The sequence below is a fragment of the Geodermatophilus sp. SYSU D00696 genome (assembly GCF_054050235.1).
The window spans coordinates 1-19,608 of the sequence record NZ_JBJGYY010000027.1 but is presented as its reverse complement, the minus strand read 5'-3'; the positions used below and the strand labels follow the sequence as shown (position 1 = coordinate 19,608).

The 19,608-nt window shown below is 74.4% G+C and carries 20 protein-coding genes, 1 tRNA gene and 1 pseudogene; 5 read left to right on the top strand and 17 right to left on the bottom strand.

Annotation, left to right across the window (positions count from 1 at the left end; translation table 11 throughout):
* Positions 1 to 3: 3 nt before the first annotated feature.
* The 14 genes from atpB to argS form a co-directional block, all read right to left on the bottom strand.
* Positions 4 to 831 carry a F0F1 ATP synthase subunit A gene (gene atpB / locus ACI79O_RS16770; RefSeq protein ID WP_456873749.1) on the bottom strand — a complete coding sequence of 276 codons (828 nt, stop codon included), beginning with the start codon at positions 829 to 831 and terminating at the stop codon, positions 4 to 6.
* A complete protein-coding gene (locus tag ACI79O_RS16765; RefSeq protein ID WP_456890613.1) occupies positions 828 to 1,052 on the bottom strand; it encodes an AtpZ/AtpI family protein in 225 nt (74 codons plus the stop codon). Before ACI79O_RS16765 ends, atpB begins: the two co-directional genes overlap by 4 nt.
* A 118-nt stretch (positions 1,053 to 1,170) precedes the next feature.
* The gene (locus ACI79O_RS16760; RefSeq protein ID WP_456890579.1) at positions 1,171 to 1,647 is read right to left on the bottom strand and encodes a hypothetical protein; all 477 of its coding nucleotides are present in this window, start codon (positions 1,645 to 1,647) and stop codon (positions 1,171 to 1,173) included.
* Positions 1,644 to 2,927, bottom strand: coding sequence for a glycosyltransferase family 4 protein (locus ACI79O_RS16755; RefSeq protein ID WP_456914697.1), 1,284 nt, complete (start codon positions 2,925 to 2,927; stop codon positions 1,644 to 1,646). The genes ACI79O_RS16760 and ACI79O_RS16755 overlap by 4 nt, the downstream gene beginning before the upstream one ends.
* Positions 2,928 to 3,080: 153 nt before the next feature.
* Positions 3,081 to 3,722 (bottom strand): L-threonylcarbamoyladenylate synthase, encoded by a 642-nt coding sequence (locus ACI79O_RS16750; RefSeq protein ID WP_456890577.1) that lies wholly within the window; start codon positions 3,720 to 3,722, stop codon positions 3,081 to 3,083.
* A gap of 6 nt (positions 3,723 to 3,728) precedes the next feature.
* The gene (prmC, locus tag ACI79O_RS16745) at positions 3,729 to 4,577 is read right to left on the bottom strand and encodes a peptide chain release factor N(5)-glutamine methyltransferase (protein ID WP_456890612.1); all 849 of its coding nucleotides are present in this window, start codon (positions 4,575 to 4,577) and stop codon (positions 3,729 to 3,731) included.
* A gap of 11 nt (positions 4,578 to 4,588) precedes the next feature.
* Positions 4,589 to 5,668, bottom strand: a complete 1,080-nt coding sequence (gene prfA, locus ACI79O_RS16740; protein ID WP_456890576.1) for a peptide chain release factor 1 — start codon at positions 5,666 to 5,668, stop codon at positions 4,589 to 4,591.
* Between the two features lie 117 nt (positions 5,669 to 5,785).
* Entirely contained in the window at positions 5,786 to 6,010 is a 225-nt protein-coding gene (gene rpmE, locus ACI79O_RS16735) for a 50S ribosomal protein L31 (RefSeq protein ID WP_456873755.1), read from the bottom strand.
* A 162-nt stretch (positions 6,011 to 6,172) separates the two neighbouring features.
* On the bottom strand, positions 6,173 to 8,329 hold the full coding sequence (gene rho / locus ACI79O_RS16730; protein WP_456914696.1) for a transcription termination factor Rho: 2,157 nt from the start codon (positions 8,327 to 8,329) through the stop codon (positions 6,173 to 6,175).
* 245 nt (positions 8,330 to 8,574) lie between these two features.
* A complete protein-coding gene (thrB, locus tag ACI79O_RS16725) occupies positions 8,575 to 9,525 on the bottom strand; it encodes a homoserine kinase (protein ID WP_456890574.1) in 951 nt (316 codons plus the stop codon).
* A complete protein-coding gene (gene thrC, locus ACI79O_RS16720) occupies positions 9,522 to 10,601 on the bottom strand; it encodes a threonine synthase (protein ID WP_456890573.1) in 1,080 nt (359 codons plus the stop codon). The genes thrB and thrC overlap by 4 nt, the downstream gene beginning before the upstream one ends.
* Positions 10,598 to 11,887 (bottom strand): homoserine dehydrogenase, encoded by a 1,290-nt coding sequence (locus ACI79O_RS16715; RefSeq protein WP_456890572.1) that lies wholly within the window; start codon positions 11,885 to 11,887, stop codon positions 10,598 to 10,600. Before ACI79O_RS16715 ends, thrC begins: the two co-directional genes overlap by 4 nt.
* Positions 11,884 to 13,374: a diaminopimelate decarboxylase gene (gene lysA, locus ACI79O_RS16710; protein WP_456890571.1), complete on the bottom strand. Its 1,491-nt coding sequence runs from the start codon at positions 13,372 to 13,374 to the stop codon at positions 11,884 to 11,886. Before lysA ends, ACI79O_RS16715 begins: the two co-directional genes overlap by 4 nt.
* Positions 13,371 to 15,038 carry an arginine--tRNA ligase gene (argS, locus tag ACI79O_RS16705; RefSeq protein WP_456914695.1) on the bottom strand — a complete coding sequence of 556 codons (1,668 nt, stop codon included), beginning with the start codon at positions 15,036 to 15,038 and terminating at the stop codon, positions 13,371 to 13,373. Before argS ends, lysA begins: the two co-directional genes overlap by 4 nt.
* 181 nt (positions 15,039 to 15,219) lie before the next feature.
* Between argS and ACI79O_RS16700 the strand changes: the two genes are divergently transcribed.
* The 3 genes from ACI79O_RS16700 to ACI79O_RS16690 all read left to right on the top strand — a co-directional run bounded on the left by ACI79O_RS16700 (position 15,220) and on the right by ACI79O_RS16690 (position 16,883).
* Complete coding sequence (locus ACI79O_RS16700; protein WP_456914694.1) at positions 15,220 to 16,071, top strand: DUF3105 domain-containing protein; 852 nt, start codon at positions 15,220 to 15,222, stop codon at positions 16,069 to 16,071.
* 7 nt (positions 16,072 to 16,078) lie between these two features.
* Positions 16,079 to 16,759 carry a DUF305 domain-containing protein gene (locus tag ACI79O_RS16695; RefSeq protein WP_456914693.1) on the top strand — a complete coding sequence of 227 codons (681 nt, stop codon included), beginning with the start codon at positions 16,079 to 16,081 and terminating at the stop codon, positions 16,757 to 16,759.
* Positions 16,760 to 16,811: 52 nt separating this feature from the next.
* A tRNA-Arg gene (locus ACI79O_RS16690) sits at positions 16,812 to 16,883 on the top strand.
* A gap of 25 nt (positions 16,884 to 16,908) precedes the next feature.
* Here ACI79O_RS16690 and ACI79O_RS16685 read toward each other — a convergent pair.
* Complete coding sequence (locus tag ACI79O_RS16685) at positions 16,909 to 18,099, bottom strand: tyrosine-type recombinase/integrase (RefSeq protein WP_456914692.1); 1,191 nt, start codon at positions 18,097 to 18,099, stop codon at positions 16,909 to 16,911.
* A 175-nt stretch (positions 18,100 to 18,274) separates the two neighbouring features.
* Between ACI79O_RS16685 and ACI79O_RS16680 the strand changes: the two genes are divergently transcribed.
* A complete protein-coding gene (locus tag ACI79O_RS16680) occupies positions 18,275 to 18,730 on the top strand; it encodes a hypothetical protein (protein WP_456914691.1) in 456 nt (151 codons plus the stop codon).
* Positions 18,731 to 18,750: 20 nt separating this feature from the next.
* On the opposite strand, the gene ACI79O_RS16675 is transcribed toward ACI79O_RS16680, so the two are convergent.
* The gene (locus ACI79O_RS16675; protein WP_456914690.1) at positions 18,751 to 18,987 is read right to left on the bottom strand and encodes a hypothetical protein; all 237 of its coding nucleotides are present in this window, start codon (positions 18,985 to 18,987) and stop codon (positions 18,751 to 18,753) included.
* A 97-nt stretch (positions 18,988 to 19,084) separates the two neighbouring features.
* Here ACI79O_RS16675 and ACI79O_RS16670 point away from each other — a divergent pair, with 97 nt between their 5' ends.
* Entirely contained in the window at positions 19,085 to 19,501 is a 417-nt protein-coding gene (locus ACI79O_RS16670; RefSeq protein ID WP_456914689.1) for a hypothetical protein, read from the top strand.
* On the opposite strand, the pseudogene ACI79O_RS16665 reads toward ACI79O_RS16670, so the two are convergent.
* Positions 19,498 to 19,608, bottom strand: a pseudogene (locus tag ACI79O_RS16665) (IS5/IS1182 family transposase); the annotation flags it as partial. The gene ACI79O_RS16670 and the pseudogene ACI79O_RS16665 overlap by 4 nt on opposite strands.

Below are 19,608 nucleotides of genomic sequence, written 5' to 3'. Positions count from 1 at the left end.
CCGTCAGTGCTCGGCCTCGATCGAGCCGTTGAGGTAGGTCCCCATCAGCACGGTGAAGACGTAGGCCTGCAGGAAGATGACCAGCAGCTCGAAGAACGTCATCACGATCGCCATGAGGGCGGAGACGGGACCGAACACGATCGAGAAGTTGTCCCGGCTGAACAGGTAGACCGCGCCGAGCGAGAAGACGACCAGCAGCATGTGGCCGGCGAACATGTTGGCGAAGAGCCGGACCGCGAGGGTGAACGGCCGCACGACGAAGTTCTGCAGGATCTCGATCGGCGTGACCAGGACGTACATCGGCTTGGGCACGCCCGGCAGGAACAGGATGTCCTTGAAGTAGCGGCCGGCGCCCTGCTCGCGGATGCCGATGTAGATGTAGAGGACCCAGCAGATGCCGGCGAGCACCAGCGGGAACGCGAACAGCGACATCGGCGAGATCTGCGCGAACGGGATGATCGCCATCAGGTTGTTCGCGAGGATGAAGAAGAACAGCGACGCGAGGAACGGGGCGAACGGCAGGCCTCTGGGACCGACGACGTCGCGCGCGATGCCGTCGCGGACAAGTGAGTAGCCGCTCTCGCCGACGAACTGCAGCTTGCCCGGGACGATCTGCGGCCTGCGGACCGTCGCCACCATGAAGACCAGCATCGCCAGCGTGGCGATCCACAGGATCAGCGTGATGCGGGTGATGGCGAAGTCGATGCCGAGCACCGAGAACTCGGCGATCGGTTCCGGGTAGAACTCGCTGAGACCGGGGGCCTGGAAACCGTCCCCGCTGCTCTCCTCGACCGCGAGCACGTCTGCGAGCGCGAGGGCGCTGGAGGTCACCGTTGTCCCTTCTGCGTCCTGGGCCGGCTCCGTCGTCCGCCCGGGCTGTCGCTCTTCTCGGGTGCACCGGGTGTCGGTGGCAGCCCGCCGTACCGTTTCACGACCAGGTAGATGGCCGCCGAGATGCCGAGGAGGATCCCGACCGGCAGGAACACCCGCGTGTCCAACCACCGGTCGAGCAACCAGCCCGCCCCGCCCCACACGGCCATCCCGGAGATCATCGTCCCGATGACGGCGTAGCCGGTCTCGGCACCACTACCCCGGGGAGCGGATGGTCGCGCAGATCGAGGCCGGGGGTCCCCGCGCACGGGGTCGTCCTCGGCCATCGCCGGGACACTATCAGCCGCGTGTCGCGGGCCCGTCCGGTGCCGGGGGGAGGGTCGCCCGACCGGGCGGCGCGGGCGGGGTGACGTAGTAGAGCGGCCGGGTCCAGACCCAGCGCAGCTGGACGACGCTCCACAGCAGAGCGCCCACGATGACCGCCCAGGCCATCGTGAGCCGGTCGAGCCAGCCGTCCTCGGGGAGCGCGCTCAGGATGCCGAACAGGACGACGGCCTTGACGAAGAAGGTCCCCAGCGCCGCGGGGAGCGTGAAGGTGTCGTTGATCCGGCCCGCCCAGGCGATGACCACACCGGAGACGACGAAGAACGCCGTCACCACCGCGGCTCCCACGAGCACGCCCACGGCGTCGGCCCAGCCGGCGACCAGCCCGGCGACCAGCGCCGCCACGGCGGCGACCGCGCCGGTGACCAGGGCGCCGACGCGCAGGAACGACAGGTCCCAGGGCACCTCCGGGGCGGGGCGGGGCGCGCTCACCGGAGCCCCTGACCGGCACCGGCCGCGCGCGGCGCCGTCGCCCCCTGCGGCGACGGCGGCACGGGGGCGCCCTCCGGCCCGGCGGTCCGGCCTTGCCTGCTGCGGGTGGCGCGGGCGGTGGGGTGCGCGGCGCGGCTGCGCCGTCGCTGGGCGGCGATCTCGGCCGCCCGGGCCTCCCGGGCCGCCCGCCGGGTGTGCGGGCTGAGGACGACGACGACACCCACGGCGAGCAGCACCCCGATCACGACGAGCAGCTCCGCGGTCCCGCCGGTGATCGAGAGCGCCACCGCGCCGAAGGACAGGAGAGCCGCCCAGAAGTACATGGTCAGCACCGCCCGGCGGTGGGAGTGGCCGATGGCCAGCAGCCGGTGGTGCAGGTGCATCTTGTCGGGTGAGAAGGGCGACTGCCCGCGGCGGGTCCGCCGGACGACGGCCAGCACGAGGTCGGTGAACGGGATCGAGAGGACCGCGATCGGCACCAGCAGCGGCAGCGCCAGCGGCAGCAGGCTGGCCGCGGAGTCGAAGGTCTGCGCGTCGACCCGGCCGGTGGCGCTGACGGCCGCCGCCGAGAGCATGAGCCCCACGAGCATCGACCCGGAGTCGCCCATGAAGATCCGCGCCGGGCTGAAGTTGTGCGGCAGGAACCCCAGGCAGGCGCCGGCCAGCACGGCGGTGATCAGCGCCGGGGCGCTGGCCACCTCGTCGTAGCCGACCATGCTGAGGTTGTAGCTGTAGGCGAAGAAGGCCAGCGCGGCGATCGCCGAGACGCCCGCGGCCAGCCCGTCGAGGCCGTCGATGAAGTTGAGCGCGTTGACCGTCACGACGGTCAGCAGGATCGTCAGCGGCACGCCGACGTCCGGCCCGAAGGAGAGGGTCCCGATGTCGGCCACCGGTAGGAACAGGAAGGCCAGCTGGACGCCGAGCAGCACCATGACGCCGGCCGCGGCGATCTGGCCGGTCAGCTTGGTGAGCGCGTCGAGGCCCCACTTGTCGTCGAGGACGCCGAGCAGGCAGATCAGGCCGCCGGCGACGAGCACCGCGGCGGTCTGGGAGTCGTCGAACGTGCGCTGCAGGGCCGGCAGCCGGGTGGCGACGAGCACCGCGGCGGCCACCCCGAGGTACATGGCCACCCCTCCCCCGCGCGGGGTGGGGATCACGTGCACGTCGCGCTCGCGTGGCGCGGCCATCATCCGCAGCCGCACCGCCGCCACCCGCACCACCGGGGTGGCGAGGAAGGTGACCAGGCCCGCCGTGAGCAGGACGACGGCGTACTCGCGCACGGCTCAGCCCCGCCCGGCCCCGCGCGGGACCCGGGCCGGGCGCGCGGCGGAGGGGCTCATCGCGGCGGTGCTCCCTGGGCGAGACGGCAGGGCGGTCTCCCCACGGTATCGCCCGCGCCGTGACCGGAGCGGGACCGAGCGTTCCCGTGCGGCCTAGTCAGTGACGTCAGGGAGGACCTCGCGCAGCCGCTCGACGGGGACCGCGCCCACCCGCAACACGCGCGGCACGGAGCCGGTGCAGTCCACGATCGTGCTGGCCGCCGAGCCGGTCCGCGGTCCGCCGTCGAGCACGACCGCGGCGTGCGTGCCGAGCTGGGCGACCGCCTCCTCGGCGGTGGTCGCGGCGGGCCGGCCGGAGCGGTTGGCGCTGGACACGGCCAGCGGGCCGGTGCGGCGCAGCAGGTCGCGGGCGACGTCGTCGTCGGGGAGGCGGACGGCGACGGTGCCCTCCGCGTCGCCGAGGTCCCAGGCCAGGGAGGGCGCGTGCTCGACGACGAGGGTCAGCCCGCCGGGCCAGAACGCCTCGGCCAGGCGGGACGCCGCGGCCGGGACGCTCATGGTCAGCCCGGCCAGCGTCGAGGCCTCCCCGATCAGCACGGGCACGGGCATCGCGCGGCCGCGGTTCTTCGCCGCGAGCAGGCCGGCGACCGCCGCCGGGGAGAAGGCGTCGGCACCGACGCCGTAGACGGTGTCGGTGGGGAGCAGGACCAGCTCACCGCGGGCTATCGCCGCCGCGGCGGCGTCCAGGCCCGCCGTGCGCGCGGCGGGGTCGGTGCAGTCGTAGACGTCGGCCACGGGCGGTCAGTCTCCCCCACCCCGGACGGCGGTGGTGTAGCGCGGGCGGCCGGCCAGGTCGGGGTGGTCGGCCACGTCGGCGAAGTCGCCGGTGCCGCGGACGAGCGCGGGCAGCGCGCTCCCCTGCTGGTCGGCGTGCTCGATGCCCAGGGCGCCGCCGGCCCGCAGCAGCCGGCCTGCGGTGCGCAGCAGGCCGCGGACGACGTCGAGGCCGTCGGGGCCGCCCCACAGCGCCAGCGGCGGGTCGTGGTCGGCGACCTCGCGCGGCACCCGGGCGCCGTCGGGCACGTAGGGCGGGTTGGAGACGACGAGGTCGACGGCGCCGTCGAGCTCGCGCAGCAGGCCGGGGTCGGTCATGTCCCCGGCGAGGACGGTGACCTGCCGGTCGCCCGCGGCGGCGCGCAGCGCGGCGTTGTGCCGGGTCCACTCCAGCGCCTGCGGGTCGCGCTCGACGGCGGTGACCCGCGCGCCGGGGTGCTCGTGGGCGAGGGACAGCGCGATGGCGCCCGAGCCGCTGCCCAGGTCGACGACGACCGGCTCGTCGAGGCCGGCCAGCCGCCCCAGCGCCCACTCGACGAGCTGCTCGGTCTCCGGCCGCGGCACGAACACGCCCGGTCCGACGGCGAGCTCGAGATGGCGGAAGGGCGCCCGGCCGGTGAGGTGCTGCAGCGGGGCGCGGGCGGCGCGCTGGTCGAGCAGCGCGGTGAAGCGGGCGGCGGTGTCCTCGTCGACGTCGTCGAGGGTGAGCAGCGCCGCCCGCGGGCGGCCGAGGACGTGCGCCAGCAGCAGCTCGGCGTCCACGCGCGGCGAGTCGACGCCGGCGTCGGCCAGCCGACGGGCGGCGCCGGCGAGCAGCGTGCGGGTGTTCAGGACCCGGCCGCCAGCAGCTCGGCGGTGTGCGCGCGGGTCAGCGCGTCGATGACCGGGTCGAGCTCGCCGTCGAGGACCTGGTCGAGGTTGTGTGCCTTGAAGCCCACCCGGTGGTCGGAGATCCGGCTCTCCGGGAAGTTGTAGGTGCGCACCCGCTCGCTGCGGTCGACCGTGCGGACCTGGCTGCGCCGCTGGTCGCTGGCGGTGGCCGCGGCCTCCTCACGGGCGGCCGCCAGCAACCGGGAGCGCAGCACGCGCAGCGCCGACTCGCGGTTCTGCAGCTGGCTCTTCTCGTTCTGCGAGCTGACCACGATCCCGGTGGGCAGGTGGGTGATCCGGACGGCGGAGTCGGTGGTGTTCACGCTCTGCCCGCCGGGACCCGAGGAGCGGAAGACGTCGATGCGAAGGTCGTTCGGGTCGACGGTGACGTCGACCTCCTCGGCCTCGGGCAGCACCAGGACGCCGACGGCGGAGGTGTGGATGCGGCCCTGCGACTCGGTGACCGGCACCCGCTGCACGCGGTGGACGCCGCCCTCGAACTTGAGCCGGGACCAGATGCCCTCGTCGCCGCGGGACTTCACCGCGATCGAGACGTCCTTGTAGCCGCCGAGCTCGGCGGGGACGGCATCGAGCACCTCGGTGGCCCAGCCCCGGCGCTCGGCGTAGCGCAGGTACATGCGCAGCAGGTCGCCGGCGAACAGCGCCGACTCCGCGCCGCCCTCCCCCGCCTTGATCTCGAGGATGACGTCCTTGTCGTCGTCGGGGTCCTTCGGCAGCAGCAGCTCGCGCAGCCGGTCGGTGAGCCCGTCGACGCGGAGCTCCAACTGACGTGCTTCGTCGTGGAAGGACGCGTCCTCCGCGGCCAGCTCACGGGCGGCGGCGAGGTCGTCGCGGGCGGCGTCCAGGCTGCGCGCGGTCTCCACGACGGGCGCGAGCTGGGCGTAGCGGCGGCCCAGCCGGCGGGCGCGGCCGGGGTCGGCGTGCACCGCGGGGTCGGCGAGCTCGGTCTCGAGCGCGGCGTGCTCCTCGAGCAGCCCGCGCAGCCGGTCGGGCGCGGCGTCGGTGGGACTGCTCATCACAGGACCTCTCGGGCGGGACGTGGCGGGCACTTCCGCGGAAGTGCACGAGGGGATGGGGCGGACACGACGACGGCGCCCGCCCCACGCGAGGTGGGACGGGCGCCGTCGGGGGTGCTACTTGCCGGCGTTCGCGCCGCGCTTGCCGAAGCGCTTCTCGAAGCGGGCCACGCGGCCGCCGGTGTCGAGGATGCGCTGCTTGCCCGTGTAGAACGGGTGGCAGGCCGAGCAGGTCTCGACGGTCAGCTGACCGTTGGGAGCCGTGCTGCGGGTGGTGAAGGTGTTCCCGCAGCCACAGGTCACCGTGGTGGTGTGGTAGTCGGGGTGGATGCCGGGCTTCATGTCGCCTCTTCCGGGGTCTGGGCCGTTCAGGTGGTCGAACGCCGGTGACGGGCCGGTCATTCCGGCCGTCCGCACGGCGCTGGCGCGGGGCTCGGCCGACCAGTATCCCTGATCGGCCGGGCCCCGCCGGCGGGTGGCTGCTCGCCGGCCCCGCCGGTGGCGCTAGTCGAGCGCGGTGCCGGGCGTGTTCTTCTGGACCTGCATGAGGAACTCGATGTTGTTGCGCGTCTTGCGCAGCTGGGCGAGCAGCAGTTCCAGGGCCTGCTGCGGCTCGAGCGCGGCGAGCACCCGGCGCAGCTTGATGACGATGGCCAGCTCGTCGGGCGACATGAGGATCTCCTCCTTGCGCGTGCCCGACGCGTTGACGTCGACGGCCGGGAAGACCCGCTTGTCCGCCAGCCGGCGGTCGAGCTTGATCTCCGCGTTACCGGTGCCCTTGAACTCCTCGAAGATGACCGTGTCCATGGTGGACCCGGTCTCCACCAGCGCCGAGGCGATGATGGTCAGCGAGCCGCCGTTCTCGATGTTGCGGGCGGCGCCGAGGAAGCGCTTGGGCGGGTAGAGCGCCGTGGAGTCGACACCGCCGGAGAGGATGCGCCCGCTGGCCGGGGCGGCCAGGTTGTAGGCGCGGCCCAGGCGGGTGATCGAGTCCAGCAGCACGACGACGTCGTGGCCCATCTCGACCAGGCGCTTGGCCCGCTCGATGGACAGCTCCGCGACCGTGGTGTGGTCCGACGGCGGCCGGTCGAAGGTCGAGGCGATGACCTCGCCCTTCACCGAGCGCTGCATGTCGGTGACCTCCTCGGGCCGCTCGTCGACGAGGACGACCATGAGGTGGCACTCGGGGTTGTTCGTGGTGATCGCGTTGGCGATCGCCTGCAGCACCATCGTCTTGCCGGCCTTGGGCGGCGACACGATGAGCGCGCGCTGACCCTTGCCGATCGGCATCACCAGGTCGATCACACGCGTGGTCAGCTGGTGCGGGTCGGTCTCCAGCCGCAGGCGCTCCTGCGGGTAGAGCGGGGTCAGCTTGGTGAACTCGGGGCGGTTGCGCGCCTGCTCGGGCTCGAGCCCGTTGACCGTGTCGAGGCGGACGAGCGCGTTGTACTTGTCCTTGCGCTCCCCCTCCCGCGGCTGGCGGACGGCGCCGGTGATGGCGTCACCGCGGCGCAGGCCGTGCCGGCGCACCTGCGACAGGGACACGTAGACGTCGTTCGGGCCGGTCAGGTAGCCCGAGGTCCGGACGAACGCGTAGTTCTCGAGCACGTCGAGGATGCCCGCGACCGGCAGGAGGACGTCGTCCTCGCTGACGGTCGGCTCGCCCTGCTGCTCGAACCGTTCGCGCCCGTTGCGGCGGTTGCGGTCGCGGTAGCGGCGGCCGCGGCGGCCGCGGCCGCCCTCGAAGTCGTCGTCGTCCTCGTCGTTGCGGCCGTCGTTGCGGCCGTCGGCAGCGCGGTCGGTGCGGTTGTCCGGGCGGCCGCTGCGCTCGGCGCGGTCACCGCGGTCGGGACCGCGGTTGCCGTCGCGCTGGCCGTCCCGCCCGTCGCGGCCGGTGCGCTCACCGTCACGACCGGTCCGCTCGCCGTCACGACCGGTCCGCTCGCCGTCGCGGGCGGTGTCGCGGCTGGTGTCGCGGCTGGTGTCCCGACCCTCGCGGGTGGTGTCGCGGCCGTCGCGGTTGCGGTTGCGGTCCCGGTTGCGGGCCGGGCGCTCGCCCTCGCCGCGCTCGGGACGGTCGCCGTCGGTCCGCTCGCCGTCGGTGCGCTCGGTGCGCTCTGCCGGCGGGGCGGTCGGGGCGTCGGCGGCCGGCGCGGCCTCGGCAGGCGCGGCGTCGGTGACGGGGACGGCCGGCGCGGCCTCGGCGGCCTGGGTCGGCGCGCCGGCGGGGCGGCTGGCCGCCCGGCGGCGGCGCGGGGCACCCTCGGCGGCCGGGGCGGCGGTCCCGGTCAGCGGGCCGCCGTTCGCGCCTCCGCTGACAGGGGCCTCGACCGGCGGGGCGGTCGCGGCGACGCCTCGCGTCGCGGGGGCGCCGGAGGCGGAGCCGGCCTCGTCGGCCGGGGCGCTGGGCGCCGGGACGGCGCCCGGCGCGCTGTCGACCTGACGGGCGGAGATGGCGGCGACGAGGTCGCCCTTGCGCATGCGGCCGACACCGGAGATGCCCAGCTCGGCGGCCAGTCGCTGGAGCTCGGGGAGCAGCATCCCGGCCAGCCCGCTGCCGCGGCGGCGGGTCCGGCCCGCCGAGCCAGGAGCGGCAGGTGCCTCGCCCGTGGCGACGCCCTCGGGGGCGCCGACGGTCGCGAGGTCGGTGGTTTCGCTCACGTACAGGTCCTTCCCTGCTGTGACCTGCGCCTACCGGCACAGGGGGTGACCCGGCGCCGGCCCCGGTCCCGACGGGTTCGGGACAGGAGGGAGCGGCGGATCCGATGGGTGCGGAGCGGGATCAGCGTCGACAGGAAGGTCGTCTGCAACGTTCCGCGCGAGGCTCGCCCGAGGGCGGCTACGCCAGGAAGCCTAGGCTCGCCCCACGGTCGGGACAACACCGCTGTCAGGCGGAGTGTTCCTCGTTACGAAGACGATACCCCAGGCGTCACGGCCGACACTCGTGCGCCACCGTGGTCCACCTCCAGGGGGTACACGCGCCACCCCTCCGGGGTGAGCGAGATCACCTCGCGCACGTGGCCGGCCGACGCCGGATCGGCCCGGTCGTCGCCGGCCCGGTGCCGCCCGAGCACCAGCACGCTCGGGCCCGCACCCGACACGACCGCCGCGTGGCCGGCGGCGCGCAGCCGGTCGACCAGCGCGAGCGTGCCGGGCATCGCGGCCGCGCGCTGCCGCTGGTGCAGCCGGTCGTCGGTGGCCTCGAGCAGCATCCCCGGCTCGGCGATGAGCGCGTGCACCAGCAGCGCCGCGCGGGCGGCGTTGTACGCGGCGTCGCAGTGCGGCACCGCGGCGGGCAGCAGCGTGCGCGCGGTGTGCGTCGCGAGCGTGCCCTCGGGGACGAGCACCACCGGCGCCACCTCGGCGCTGACCGGCAGCCGGTCGGCCCGCGCCCCGGCCGGCGTGGTCCAGGACAGCGTCGCCCCGCCGAGCAGGCAGGCGGCGACGTTGTCGGGGTGGCCCTCCAGGTCCGACACCAGCCGCAGCACCGCGCCGTCGTCGCGGACGTCGACGCCGGGGCACAGCTCGAACGCGCCGACCACGCCGGCGACGACAGCCGCCGCCGACGAGCCCATCCCCCGGCCCTGCGGGATGGCGTTGACCGCGCGCACCCGCAGGCCCGGCGGCGACCAGCCGAGCAGGTCGCACGCGTCGCGGAAGGACCGGACGACCAGGTGCCGCTCGTCGGCGGGCAGCTCCTCCGCCCCGACGCCGGCGACCTCCACCGACAGCCCGGCGTCCGCGACGGCGAACTCGACGACGTCGTGCAGCGTCAGCGCGAGGCCGGCGCAGTCGAAGGCGGGGCCCAGGTTCGCGCTGGTGGCGGGGACCTGCACCCGGACGGCGGGGGTGCTCACAGACCGAGCTGCGCGACGGCCGCGGCGGCGTCGACCGGCACGGTCACCGGCGCGGGCGCTCCGGAGATGGCCCAGTCGGGGTCCTTGAGCCCGTTGCCGGTCACCGTGCACACGACGCGCTGCCCGGGCTCGAGCTCGCCGGCCGCGGCCACCTTGAGCAGCCCGGCCACCGACGCGGCCGAGGCCGGCTCGACGAAGACCGCCTCGGTGCGGGCCAGCAACCGGTAGGCGGCGAGGATCTCGCGGTCGGTGACCGCGTCGATGCGCCCGCCGGACTCGTCGCGGGCGGCCAGCGCCTTGGTCCACGACGCCGGGTTCCCGATCCGGATCGCGGTCGCGATGGTGGTCGGCTGCTCGACGACCCGGCCGGTGACGATCGGCGCGGCACCGGCGGCCTGGAACCCCCACATCCGCGGGCGCCTGGTGGCCGGGCCGTCGTCGGCGTACTCGCGGTAGCCCTGCCAGTAGGCGGTGATGTTGCCGGCGTTGCCGACCGGCAGGCAGTGCACGTCGGGGGCGTCGCCGAGCACGTCGACGATCTCGAACGAGGCGGTCTTCTGCCCCTCGATGCGGAACTGGTTGACGCTGTTGACCAGGCTGACCGGGTAGTCGATCGCGAGCTTGCTGGCCAGCGCGAGGCAGTCGTCGAAGTTGCCGTCGACCTGCAGCAGCTTGGCGCCGTGCACCAGGGCCTGGGCGAGCTTGCCGAGCGCGATCTTCCCCTGCGGCACGAGGACGGCGCAGACCATCCCGGCGCGCGCGGCGTAGGCGGCGGCGCTGGCGCTGGTGTTGCCGGTGGAGGCGCAGATGACCGCCTGGGAGCCCTCTTCCAGGGCCTTGGTGATGGCCATGGTCATCCCGCGGTCCTTGAACGACCCGGTCGGGTTGGCGCCCTCGACCTTGAGGAACACCTCGCAACCGGTGCGCCGCGACAGCTCGGGCGCCGGCACCAGCGGGGTGGCGCCCTCGTGCAGGGTGACCACCGGCGTCGCCGGGCTCACCGGCAGCCGGGACCGGTAGGCCTCGATCAGGCCGGGCCAGGCCGGCGAGACGGCACCCGGCAGCGTCCCCGTCATGACAACCCCTCCACCCTGAGCACGCTGGTCACCCCGCGGACCGCGGGCACCTCCCGCAGCGCGGCGATCGTGGCCGACAGCGCCGCGTCCGGTGCGCTGTGCGTGACGATGACCAGCGTGGCGGCGTCGCCGTGCCCGTCCTGGCGGACGGTGGCGATGCTCACCTCGTGCCGGGCGAACTCGGTGGCCACGGTCGCCAGCACGCCGGGCACGTCGGCGACGTCGAGGCTGACGTGGTAACGGGTCGGCGTCTCGGCGATCGGCCGGGTCGGCAGCTCGGCGTAGGCGGTGGGGCCGGCGCCGGCGGCCCCGGCCACCCGGTTGCGGGCGACGGCGACGAGGTCGCCGAGGACGGCACTGGCGGTGGGCTCGCCGCCGGCGCCCTGCCCGTAGAACATCAGCTGCCCGGCGGCCTCGGCCTCGACGAAGACGGCGTTGAACGCCCCGCCGACGGCGGCCAGCGGGTGGGTGGTCGGGATCATCGCCGGGTGCACGCGGACGGCGACCGAGTCCCCGTCGGGCCCCGCGACGCGCTCGCAGATCGCCAGCAGCTTCACCGTGCAGCCGATCTCGGCGGCGCGGGCGACGTCGGTCGCGGTCACCGCGGAGATGCCCTCGCGGTGCACGTCGGAGGCGGTGACCGCGGTGTGGAAGGCCAGCGAGGCGAGGATCGCGCCCTTGGCGGCGGCGTCGAACCCGTCGACGTCGGCGGTCGGGTCGGCCTCGGCGTAGCCGAGCTCGGTGGCCTCGGCCAGCGCCTCGGTGAACCCGGCGCCGGTCTCGGCCATGCGCGACAGGATGTAGTTGGTGGTGCCGTTGACGATGCCCACGACCCGGCGGATCTGGTCGCCGGCCAGCGACTCGCGCAGCGGGCGCAGCAGCGGGATCGCCCCGGCCACCGCCGCCTCGTAGTACAGGTCCACGCCGGCCTTGGCCGCCGCGGCGTGCAGCGCGACGCCGTCCTCGGCGAGCAGCGCCTTGTTCGCGCTGACCACCGACTTGCCGGACTCGATCGCGGCCTGGATCAGCGAGCGGGCCGGCTCGATCCCGCCGATGACCTCGACGACGAGGTCGACGTCGTCGCGGGTGACCAGGCCGTGCGCGTCGGTGGTGAGCAGCCCGGCGGGCACGTCGGGGTGCCGGTCGGGACGGCGGACGGCGACCCCGGCGACCTCCACCGGGCGGCCGACGCGGGCGGTGAGGTCGGCGGCCTGCTCGCCGACCAGGCGCAGCACCGCGCCGCCGACCGTGCCGCAGCCGAGCAGGGCGACCTTCAGGGGCGTCACGACTGGGCTCCCACCGGGTGCTCGGGCGCGGGCTGGTCGACCGCCGGCGACGGCGCGGGGCGGTTCGCGAGGACGGCGTCGAGGGCGAACACGTCGGCCAGTGTCTGCCGCCGGACGATCTCGGTGGCGACGCCGTCCCGGACGGCGACCACGGGCGGCTTGAGCAGGTAGTTGTAGTTGCTGGCCATCGACCAGCAGTAGGCGCCGGTGGCGGCGACGGCGAGCAGGTCGCCGGCCCGCACGTCGGAGGGCAGCCACAGGTCGCGGACCAGCACGTCGCCGCTCTCGCAGTGCTTGCCGACGACGCGGCACAGCGCCGGCGGGGCGTCGGAGGTGCGGTTGGCCAGCACGCAGGTGTAGTCGGCGTCGTAGAGGGCGGTGCGGATGTTGTCGCTCATCCCGCCGTCGACCGAGACGTAGTTGCGCACCGGTGGCGCGCCGTGGCTGCCGCTGCCCAGCCGCACCGGCTTGATGGTGCCGATCTCGTACAGCGTCACGGTGCCCGGGCCGGCGATGGCCCGGCCCGGCTCGACCGCCAGCCGGGGCACCGGCAGGTCCAGCGCGGCGCACTCGGCGGCGACCACGGTGCGCAGCCGGCGGGCCACGTCGCCGGGGGTGACCGGGTCGTCGTCGGGCAGGTAGGCGATGCCGAAGCCGCCGCCGAGGTTGAGCTCCTCGAGCACCTCGCCGGTGGCCTGGTGCACCTGGCCCATCAGCCCCACCACGCGGTGCGCGGCGGCCTCGAAGCCGGCGGTGTCGAAGATCTGCGAGCCGATGTGGCTGTGCAGGCCGGTCAGGTGCAGCGCCGGCTCCCGGATGACCCGCACGGCGGCGGTCAGCGCGTCGCCCGTGGCCAGGGAGAACCCGAACTTCTGGTCCTCGTGCGCGGTGGCGATGAACTCGTGGGTGTGCGCCTCGATGCCGACGGTGGTGCGCACCAGCACCGGGACCGGGGCTCCCCCGGCCGCCACCCGCGCCGCCGCCATGGGCACCAGCCGGTCGATCTCGTCGAAGGAGTCGAGGACGACGTGCCCGATGCTGGCGTCGACGGCCAGCTGCAGCTCGACCAGGGACTTGTTGTTGCCGTGCAGCGCGATCCGCTCGGCGGGGAAGCCGGCGGCCAGTGCCACGGCCATCTCGTTGCCGCTGCAGGCGTCCAGGTGCAGGCCGTCGTCGGCGAGCCACCGGGCCACCTGGCCGCAGAGGAACGCCTTGGAGGCGTAGTGGACGTCGGCGCCGTCGAAGGCGGTGGCGAAGTCGGCGGCACGGCCGCGGAAGTCACCCTCGTCGAGGACGAACAGCGGGGTGCCGTGCGCGCGGGCCAGCTCGGTGACCGGCCGGCCGGCCAGGTGCAGCTCGCCGTCGACCCGGCGGGACGAGCGCGGCCAGACCTGCTCGTCGAGGGCGCCGAGGTCCTCCGGCGGCGTGCCGGCCGAGGGCGGCGGGGCCATGGCGCCGTGCAGCGGCCCCGCCGGGTGCGCCCTCACATCCGCTCCGGGGCGGAGACCCCGAGCACGCCCAGGCCGTTGCGCAGCACCACCGCGGTGGCGGCGCACAGCCACAACCGCGCGGTGGTGAGCGGCCCGGGTTCCTCGTCGCCGCGGGGCAGCACCCGGCAGACGTCGTAGAAGCGGTGGTAGGTGCCGGCCAGCTCCTCCAAGTAGCGGGCCACCCGGTGCGGCGCGCGCAGCTCCGCCGCGGAGGTCAGCACCCGCGGGAACTCGCCGATCGCGCGCAGCAGGTCGTTCTCCCGCTCGTGGGTCAGCAGGGCGACGTCGACGTCCCCCGCCTCCCCGAGCGCGATGCCCAGGTCGGCGGCGTTGCGCAGCACCGAGGAGATGCGGGCGTGCGCGTACTGGACGTAGAAGACCGGGTTGTCGTTGGTCTGCCGGCTCCAGAGGTCCAGGTCGAGGTCGATCTGCTGGTCGACCGAGGCCCGGGCCAGGGCGTACCGGGCGGCGTCGGCGCCGACGGCGTCCACGAGGTCCTCGAGCAGGACGACGGTGCCGGCGCGCTTGCTCATCCGCACCGGCTCGCCGTCGCGGACCAGGTTGACCAGCTGGCCGAGCAGGATCTCCAGGTTGGCCTCGGGGTCGTCGCCGACCGCGGCCACCAGCGCCTTGTAGCGGCCGACGTACCCGGCGTGGTCGGCGCCGAGCATGATGACGACCTTGTCGAAGCCCCGGGAGCGCTTGTCCAGGTAGTAGGCGCAGTCGGCGGCGAAGTAGGTCGGGTCGCCGTCGCTCTTGACCAGCGGCCGGTCCTTGTCGTCGCCGAAGTCGGTGGTGCGCAGCCACACGGCGCCGTCGGCCTCGTAGACGTGGCCGTTCTCCCGCAGCCGCGCGATCGCCTTCTCCAGCGCCCCGGTCTCGTGCAGGGTGCGCTCGCTGAAGTAGACGTCGAACTCGACGCCGAACGCGGCCAGCGTGCGCTTGATCTCGGCGAACATCAGCTCCACGCCGCGCTCGCGGAAGCGCTCCTGCTGCTCGGCCTCGGGGAGCTCGAGCACGCCGGGCTCGGCGGCGACCACCTGCGCGGCGATCTCGCCGACGTAGTCGCCGGCGTAGCCGTCCTCGGGCACCGGCCGCCCGGCTGCGGCGGCCATCAGGCTGCGGGCGAAGCGGTCGATCTGCGCGCCGGCGTCGTTGAAGTAGTACTCCCGCGTCACGGTCGCGCCACTGGCCTCGAGCAGCCGGCCGAGGGCGTCCCCGACGGCCGCCCAGCGGGTGCCGCCGATGTGCACCGGGCCGGTCGGGTTGGCCGACACGAACTCGAGGTTGAGCCGCTGCCCGGCCAGCGCGTCGGTGTGTCCGTAGGCGGCGTCGGCGGTGACCGCGTCGACCGCGATCCGGCCCAGGGCGCCCTGCGTCAGGGTGATGTTGAGGAAGCCCGGGCCGGCGACGTCGACCCGCCCGATGCCCGGCCGGGTGCGCAGCTCCCCGGCGATCGCCTCGGCCACCTCGCGCGGCGGCCGGCCGGCCGGCTTGGCCAGCCGGAGGGCCACGTTGGTGGCGTAGTCGCCGTGCTCGGGGTTCTTGGGGCGCTCGACGACGACGTCGTCGGGGACGGCGACGGCGACGGCGAGCGTGCCGCGCTCGACGACCGCCGCGACGACGGTCCGGACGAGGTCGCGCAACTGCTCCGGTGTCACCCGGGAAGCGTACGCAGCGGGCGCGACCCGGTTCCGCGCCGTACCCGCGGTGCCGGGGCGCGCACAGGAACCCGACCTAGACTCCCGGGCGAGGGCGGGCGCGAGGCCTGCCGCGCCGGCGCGCACCCATGCTGCGCCACGACCGGCGGACGCACCACTCGACGATCACCGAGGAGAGCACGTGGCCAAGGACCGCAAGCCCGATTCCGGCCGCGCCGGAGGCGGGGCGACCCGCTCCGGCGGCGGGACGGGCAGGGGCGGCTCCGGCGCGCGCCCCGCCTCGACGGGCAGGACGCCGAACCGCGGCACCGGCGGGCGCGGGCGCACCCGGCCGCCGACGCAGGTGGTCACCCAGCAGCGGCCGTGGGGCCTGATCGCCGCCGCGGTCGCCGTCGTGGTCTTCGCCGCCGCGGCGATCACCTACGCCGTCCTGCAGGTGCGCGAGGCCGACGAGGCGCGCATCGACTCCATCGACGAGATCGCCGGCATCGAGAGCTTCGACTACGCCGCCGGCCAGGAGCACGTGACCACCCCGGTGCAGTACGAGCAGTCGCCGCCGGTCGGCGGGCCGCACGACGGCGAGTGGGCCGACTGCACCGGCACCGTCTACGACGCCGACATCCGGCACGAGAACGCCGTCCACTCCCTCGAGCACGGCGCCGTCTGGATCGCCTACGACCCGGAGCGGCTCTCCGACGACGACGTCACGCGGCTCGAGGGGCTGGTCGACGGCATCTCCGGCCGGCTGATGTCGCCCTACGCCGGCCTGGACGCCGCGGTGAGCCTGCAGTCGTGGAACCACCAGCTGAAGGTGGACTCGGCCGACGATCCGCGGATCGAGCAGTTCGCCGACTTCCTCACCTTCAACGGCGAGGTCGAGGGCGCCTACCCGGAGATCGGCGCCAGCTGCGAGAACCCCGACTTCGTCGCCGACCCGCTCGTCACCGGCGAGGGCAGCCGCGGCACCGACGCCATGACCACCGACGCCCCGACCACGCCGACCGCGGCGGCCGACGGGACCAGCACGGAGTGAGGCCGCGATGACCGCCACCGCCGTCGACCCGGACCAGGACGCCCCGGCCCCGGCCCGCCGCGGCCTGCGCGCCGTGCTGCTGGCGGTCATCGCGGTCGCGCTGGTGGCCCTCGGCGGGGCGCTGGCGGTGGGGCTGGGCATCGGCCAGGAGGAGGCGCCGACGGCCGACTCGGTCGACGCCGGGTTCTCCCGGGACATGGCGGTGCACCACCGGCAGGGCGTCGAGATGGCCAACCTGGCGCTCGAGCGCAGCACCGACCCCGAGGTCCGCCAGTTGGCCTTCGACATCTCCAGCACGCAGACCAACCAGGCCGGCCGGATGGAGGGCTGGCTGTCGCTGTGGGGGCTGTCGCGCTCCGGCGGCGACCACATGGCCTGGATGGGCGGGGAGCACGCCGGTCACGGCGCGTCGGAGGCCGACGGCGCGGTGATGCCCGGGATGGCCACCGAGGCGGAGCTGGCGCAGCTGCGGTCCCTGACCGGGACGGCGTTCGACGTGGAGTTCCTGCGGCTGATGACCCGTCACCACCAGGGCGGCTTCGACATGGCTCAGTACGCCGCGGAGAACGCCGCCGAGCCCGCCGTGCGGAGACTGGCCCGCTCGATCGCCGACACGCAGAGCGCCGAGGTGACGACGATGGTCGACATGCTCACCGCGCGGGGCGGGACGCCGCTGCCGGCGCCCTGAGTCCCGGCGTCGGGGCGGCCGGGGACGGCTGGTAACTTCACTCCTGCCCCGAGCCCCCGTAGCTCAGGGGATAGAGCACCGCCCTCCGGAGGCGGGTGCGCAGGTTCGAATCCTGCCGGGGGCACGCCACATAACTGCAGGTCAGAGGCTCAACTGAACGGCCCGGACGGTCCTCCGTCCGGGCCGATTTGGTCCCCAGTCCGCAGAAAGTCCGCAAGACCGCCGCGGACGTGCCGGGCGGCGTCGTCCAGCCGGTCCGCCACCGCGTCGAGGTCGTCGTCGAACAGGTCGGCGTAGGTGTCCAGCGTCAGTGCGGCCGAGGCGTGCCCGAGCATCCGCTGGACCGCCTTGACGTTCGCGCCGGAGGAGACGGCCAGGCTGGCGGCGGTGTGCCGCAGCTCGTGCGGCACCAAGCCGTCGAGTCCCACGGCCGCAGCAGCGCGGTCGAAGCCGGCGCGCCGGAAGATCCGGTTGCGGAGCACTCCCCCACCGCGCAGGCCGGTGAAGAGCAGGTCGTCGGCCTGCCGACCCGCCAGGTGCCTCCGGAGTTCCTCCAGCAGGAAGGCCGGCACGGGCACGGAACGGCGCTCGTAGCCCTTGGGCACCCCCCAGACGAGGGCGCCGTCGACCTCGACGACCGACTCGACGACCTCGAGCCGGCGCCGCGGGAGGTCGATGCGGCTCACCTTCAGCGCAGCGAGCTCTCCCCACCGCAGACCGCAGTAGGCCAGTACGAGGACGACTAGCCGGTAGGAGTCCATGACCTCTCGCTCGCGGTACGGCAGTCGCGTCCCCGGCCTGGGCCGGGCCGTCTCGGCAGCGAGCAGGTGGACCTGTCGGTGGGTCAGGTAGCGACGACGGGCCTGCTCGGCGCGCGGCAGGTTCACCCCGGTGCAGGGGTTGCGGCTCAGCCGCCCGTCGCGGACAGCCAGGTCGAGGACCAGGCTGAGGACCCGGAAGTGCTTGCGCACCGTGGCCGCCGCCATGCCGGCCGCCCGCTGCTCGGCCACCCAGGACTGGATCTCCGCATGCGAGAGCGTCACCAGCTGCCGGTCGGCCCACTTCGGCAGGAGGTGTCCGTGCAGAATGCCGCGGTAGCGGGCCAGCGTCGTCGGCTTGAGCTGCGCCTGGCTGTGCAACCACCGGTCCGCCCACTCCCCGACGGTGACGCGCCCGGCCCGCGGATCGACGTAGGTTCCCGTCTCGACGGCAGCCGTGACGCCGTCCAGCCATCGCTGGGCGTCGACTTTGCGACGGAAGTGCCGGGCGTGCTCGCGTCCGGCCGCGTCGCGGTAACGCGCCCGCCACTGGCCGTCTGCTCGCTTCGCGATGCTCGCCATCCACCCTCGTCCCGCTCGAGTCCTGTCCGCAGGACCCGTCTAGCGCGAGAAGGCGATGTGCAGGCCATTCCCGGAGGAACTGTGGACGCGGTCAGCGGCTGTGGATGACTCGCAGCTCAGGAGGTGAGCTGCAGCGGTCCTCCGGTCTTCCTCCAGTGCCCTCGGGATCCAAGCGGTGATCCTGCATCCGCACTCGTCGCCCGCGGACCGGGCCATCGTCGACGGGACTTCACCCCAGACCTCGCCCGGCGTGACCGCACCGGCGGGTGGGCACGGACGTGAAGAGCTCGTCGACGGCGTCCACGGCTGGCTGCGCGCCATGGTCGAGCACTACGACTCCAGGCACTGGGCGGTGTGGGACTGGCCGGAGCAGGCTGAGCAGCTCGTCGCCGGTCCCTCAACGGCCTGGCAGCCGACCTTCAAGCGGGAAGACGACCGCCTGTGGGCCGAGCAAGCGCGGATCCGCGGCCAGCGGGACGAAGCCGATGCCGCCCTGCAGCAGGCGAGGCGGCTCGCCGGCCAGTGGGTCGACATGGCCCGCGACCACGACGAGCAGGGCGCCACCACGACCGCTATCGTCTACCGCGCGCACGCCCAGCCGCTGCGCCGCGCCCCGGACGGCCAGCAGTGACTGCCCAAGGCGCGACAGGATCAGCGCGCGAGCTTCGCGCACGCCGGGCAGACGCCGGCGCTGCTCACCTGCGGCAGCGGGAACCGCGTCCCGTCCGGCACGAGCGACAGCTGCTGGCCGCACCGGGCAACACTGTCGCCCTCGCGCACCGCGTGGGTCAGGTCCTTGAAGCCCTCAGGCGCCCAGCGCCGCTCGTCCGGCGCGATCCACGTCCGGCTGGTGCCGCTGAACAGCTCGCTGACCATGGTCATGTCCACGGTGATCGTCCTTTCTCGTCGAACAGGCGGGCGCACCGTAGGAGCCGTCCGCACCTAACGTCGCGCCCTCATCTGCATCGCTCGCCGAAGGCCAGCCGTGACCGACGACGTCGCCCGTACCCGCGCCGCGGCCGCGCAGATGCGCGCCGAACTCGCCGACGAGTCCGGCCAGCCTGGGGACCCGGAACTGCGCTACCTCGACGCGGTCATCCGCCTCATCGAGCTCGCCGCCGACGAGTCAGTCGCCGTCGACCGGGTCAACGACCGCTCCCGCCAGCACGCTGAGCGGCCGGCGGCGGCGACGGCACCTGCGCAAGGCACCGGCCCGAGTGGCCCGCCGCGCTGCAGGCCGTCGACGCCTGGGCGGAGGCGCACCGTGGGCGAGGACTCCGAGCGGGTCCGGTCGGACGACACCGGGCGCCGAGGGCCCGTGGATCGACGCGGCGCCCAGGACCTGACCCGACGTCGAGTCCCCTCACTGGAGAAGCCCAAGATTAAGAAGACGTTGCATTAGTTCGTCGGGAGTCGTCGGGCACAGATCAGGGTGACGGCCAGGCGGGCCAGCGCGGTGATCGTCACGGCGGTGCGGTCGTAGCGCAGCGCCAGGCGTTTGTAGGACAG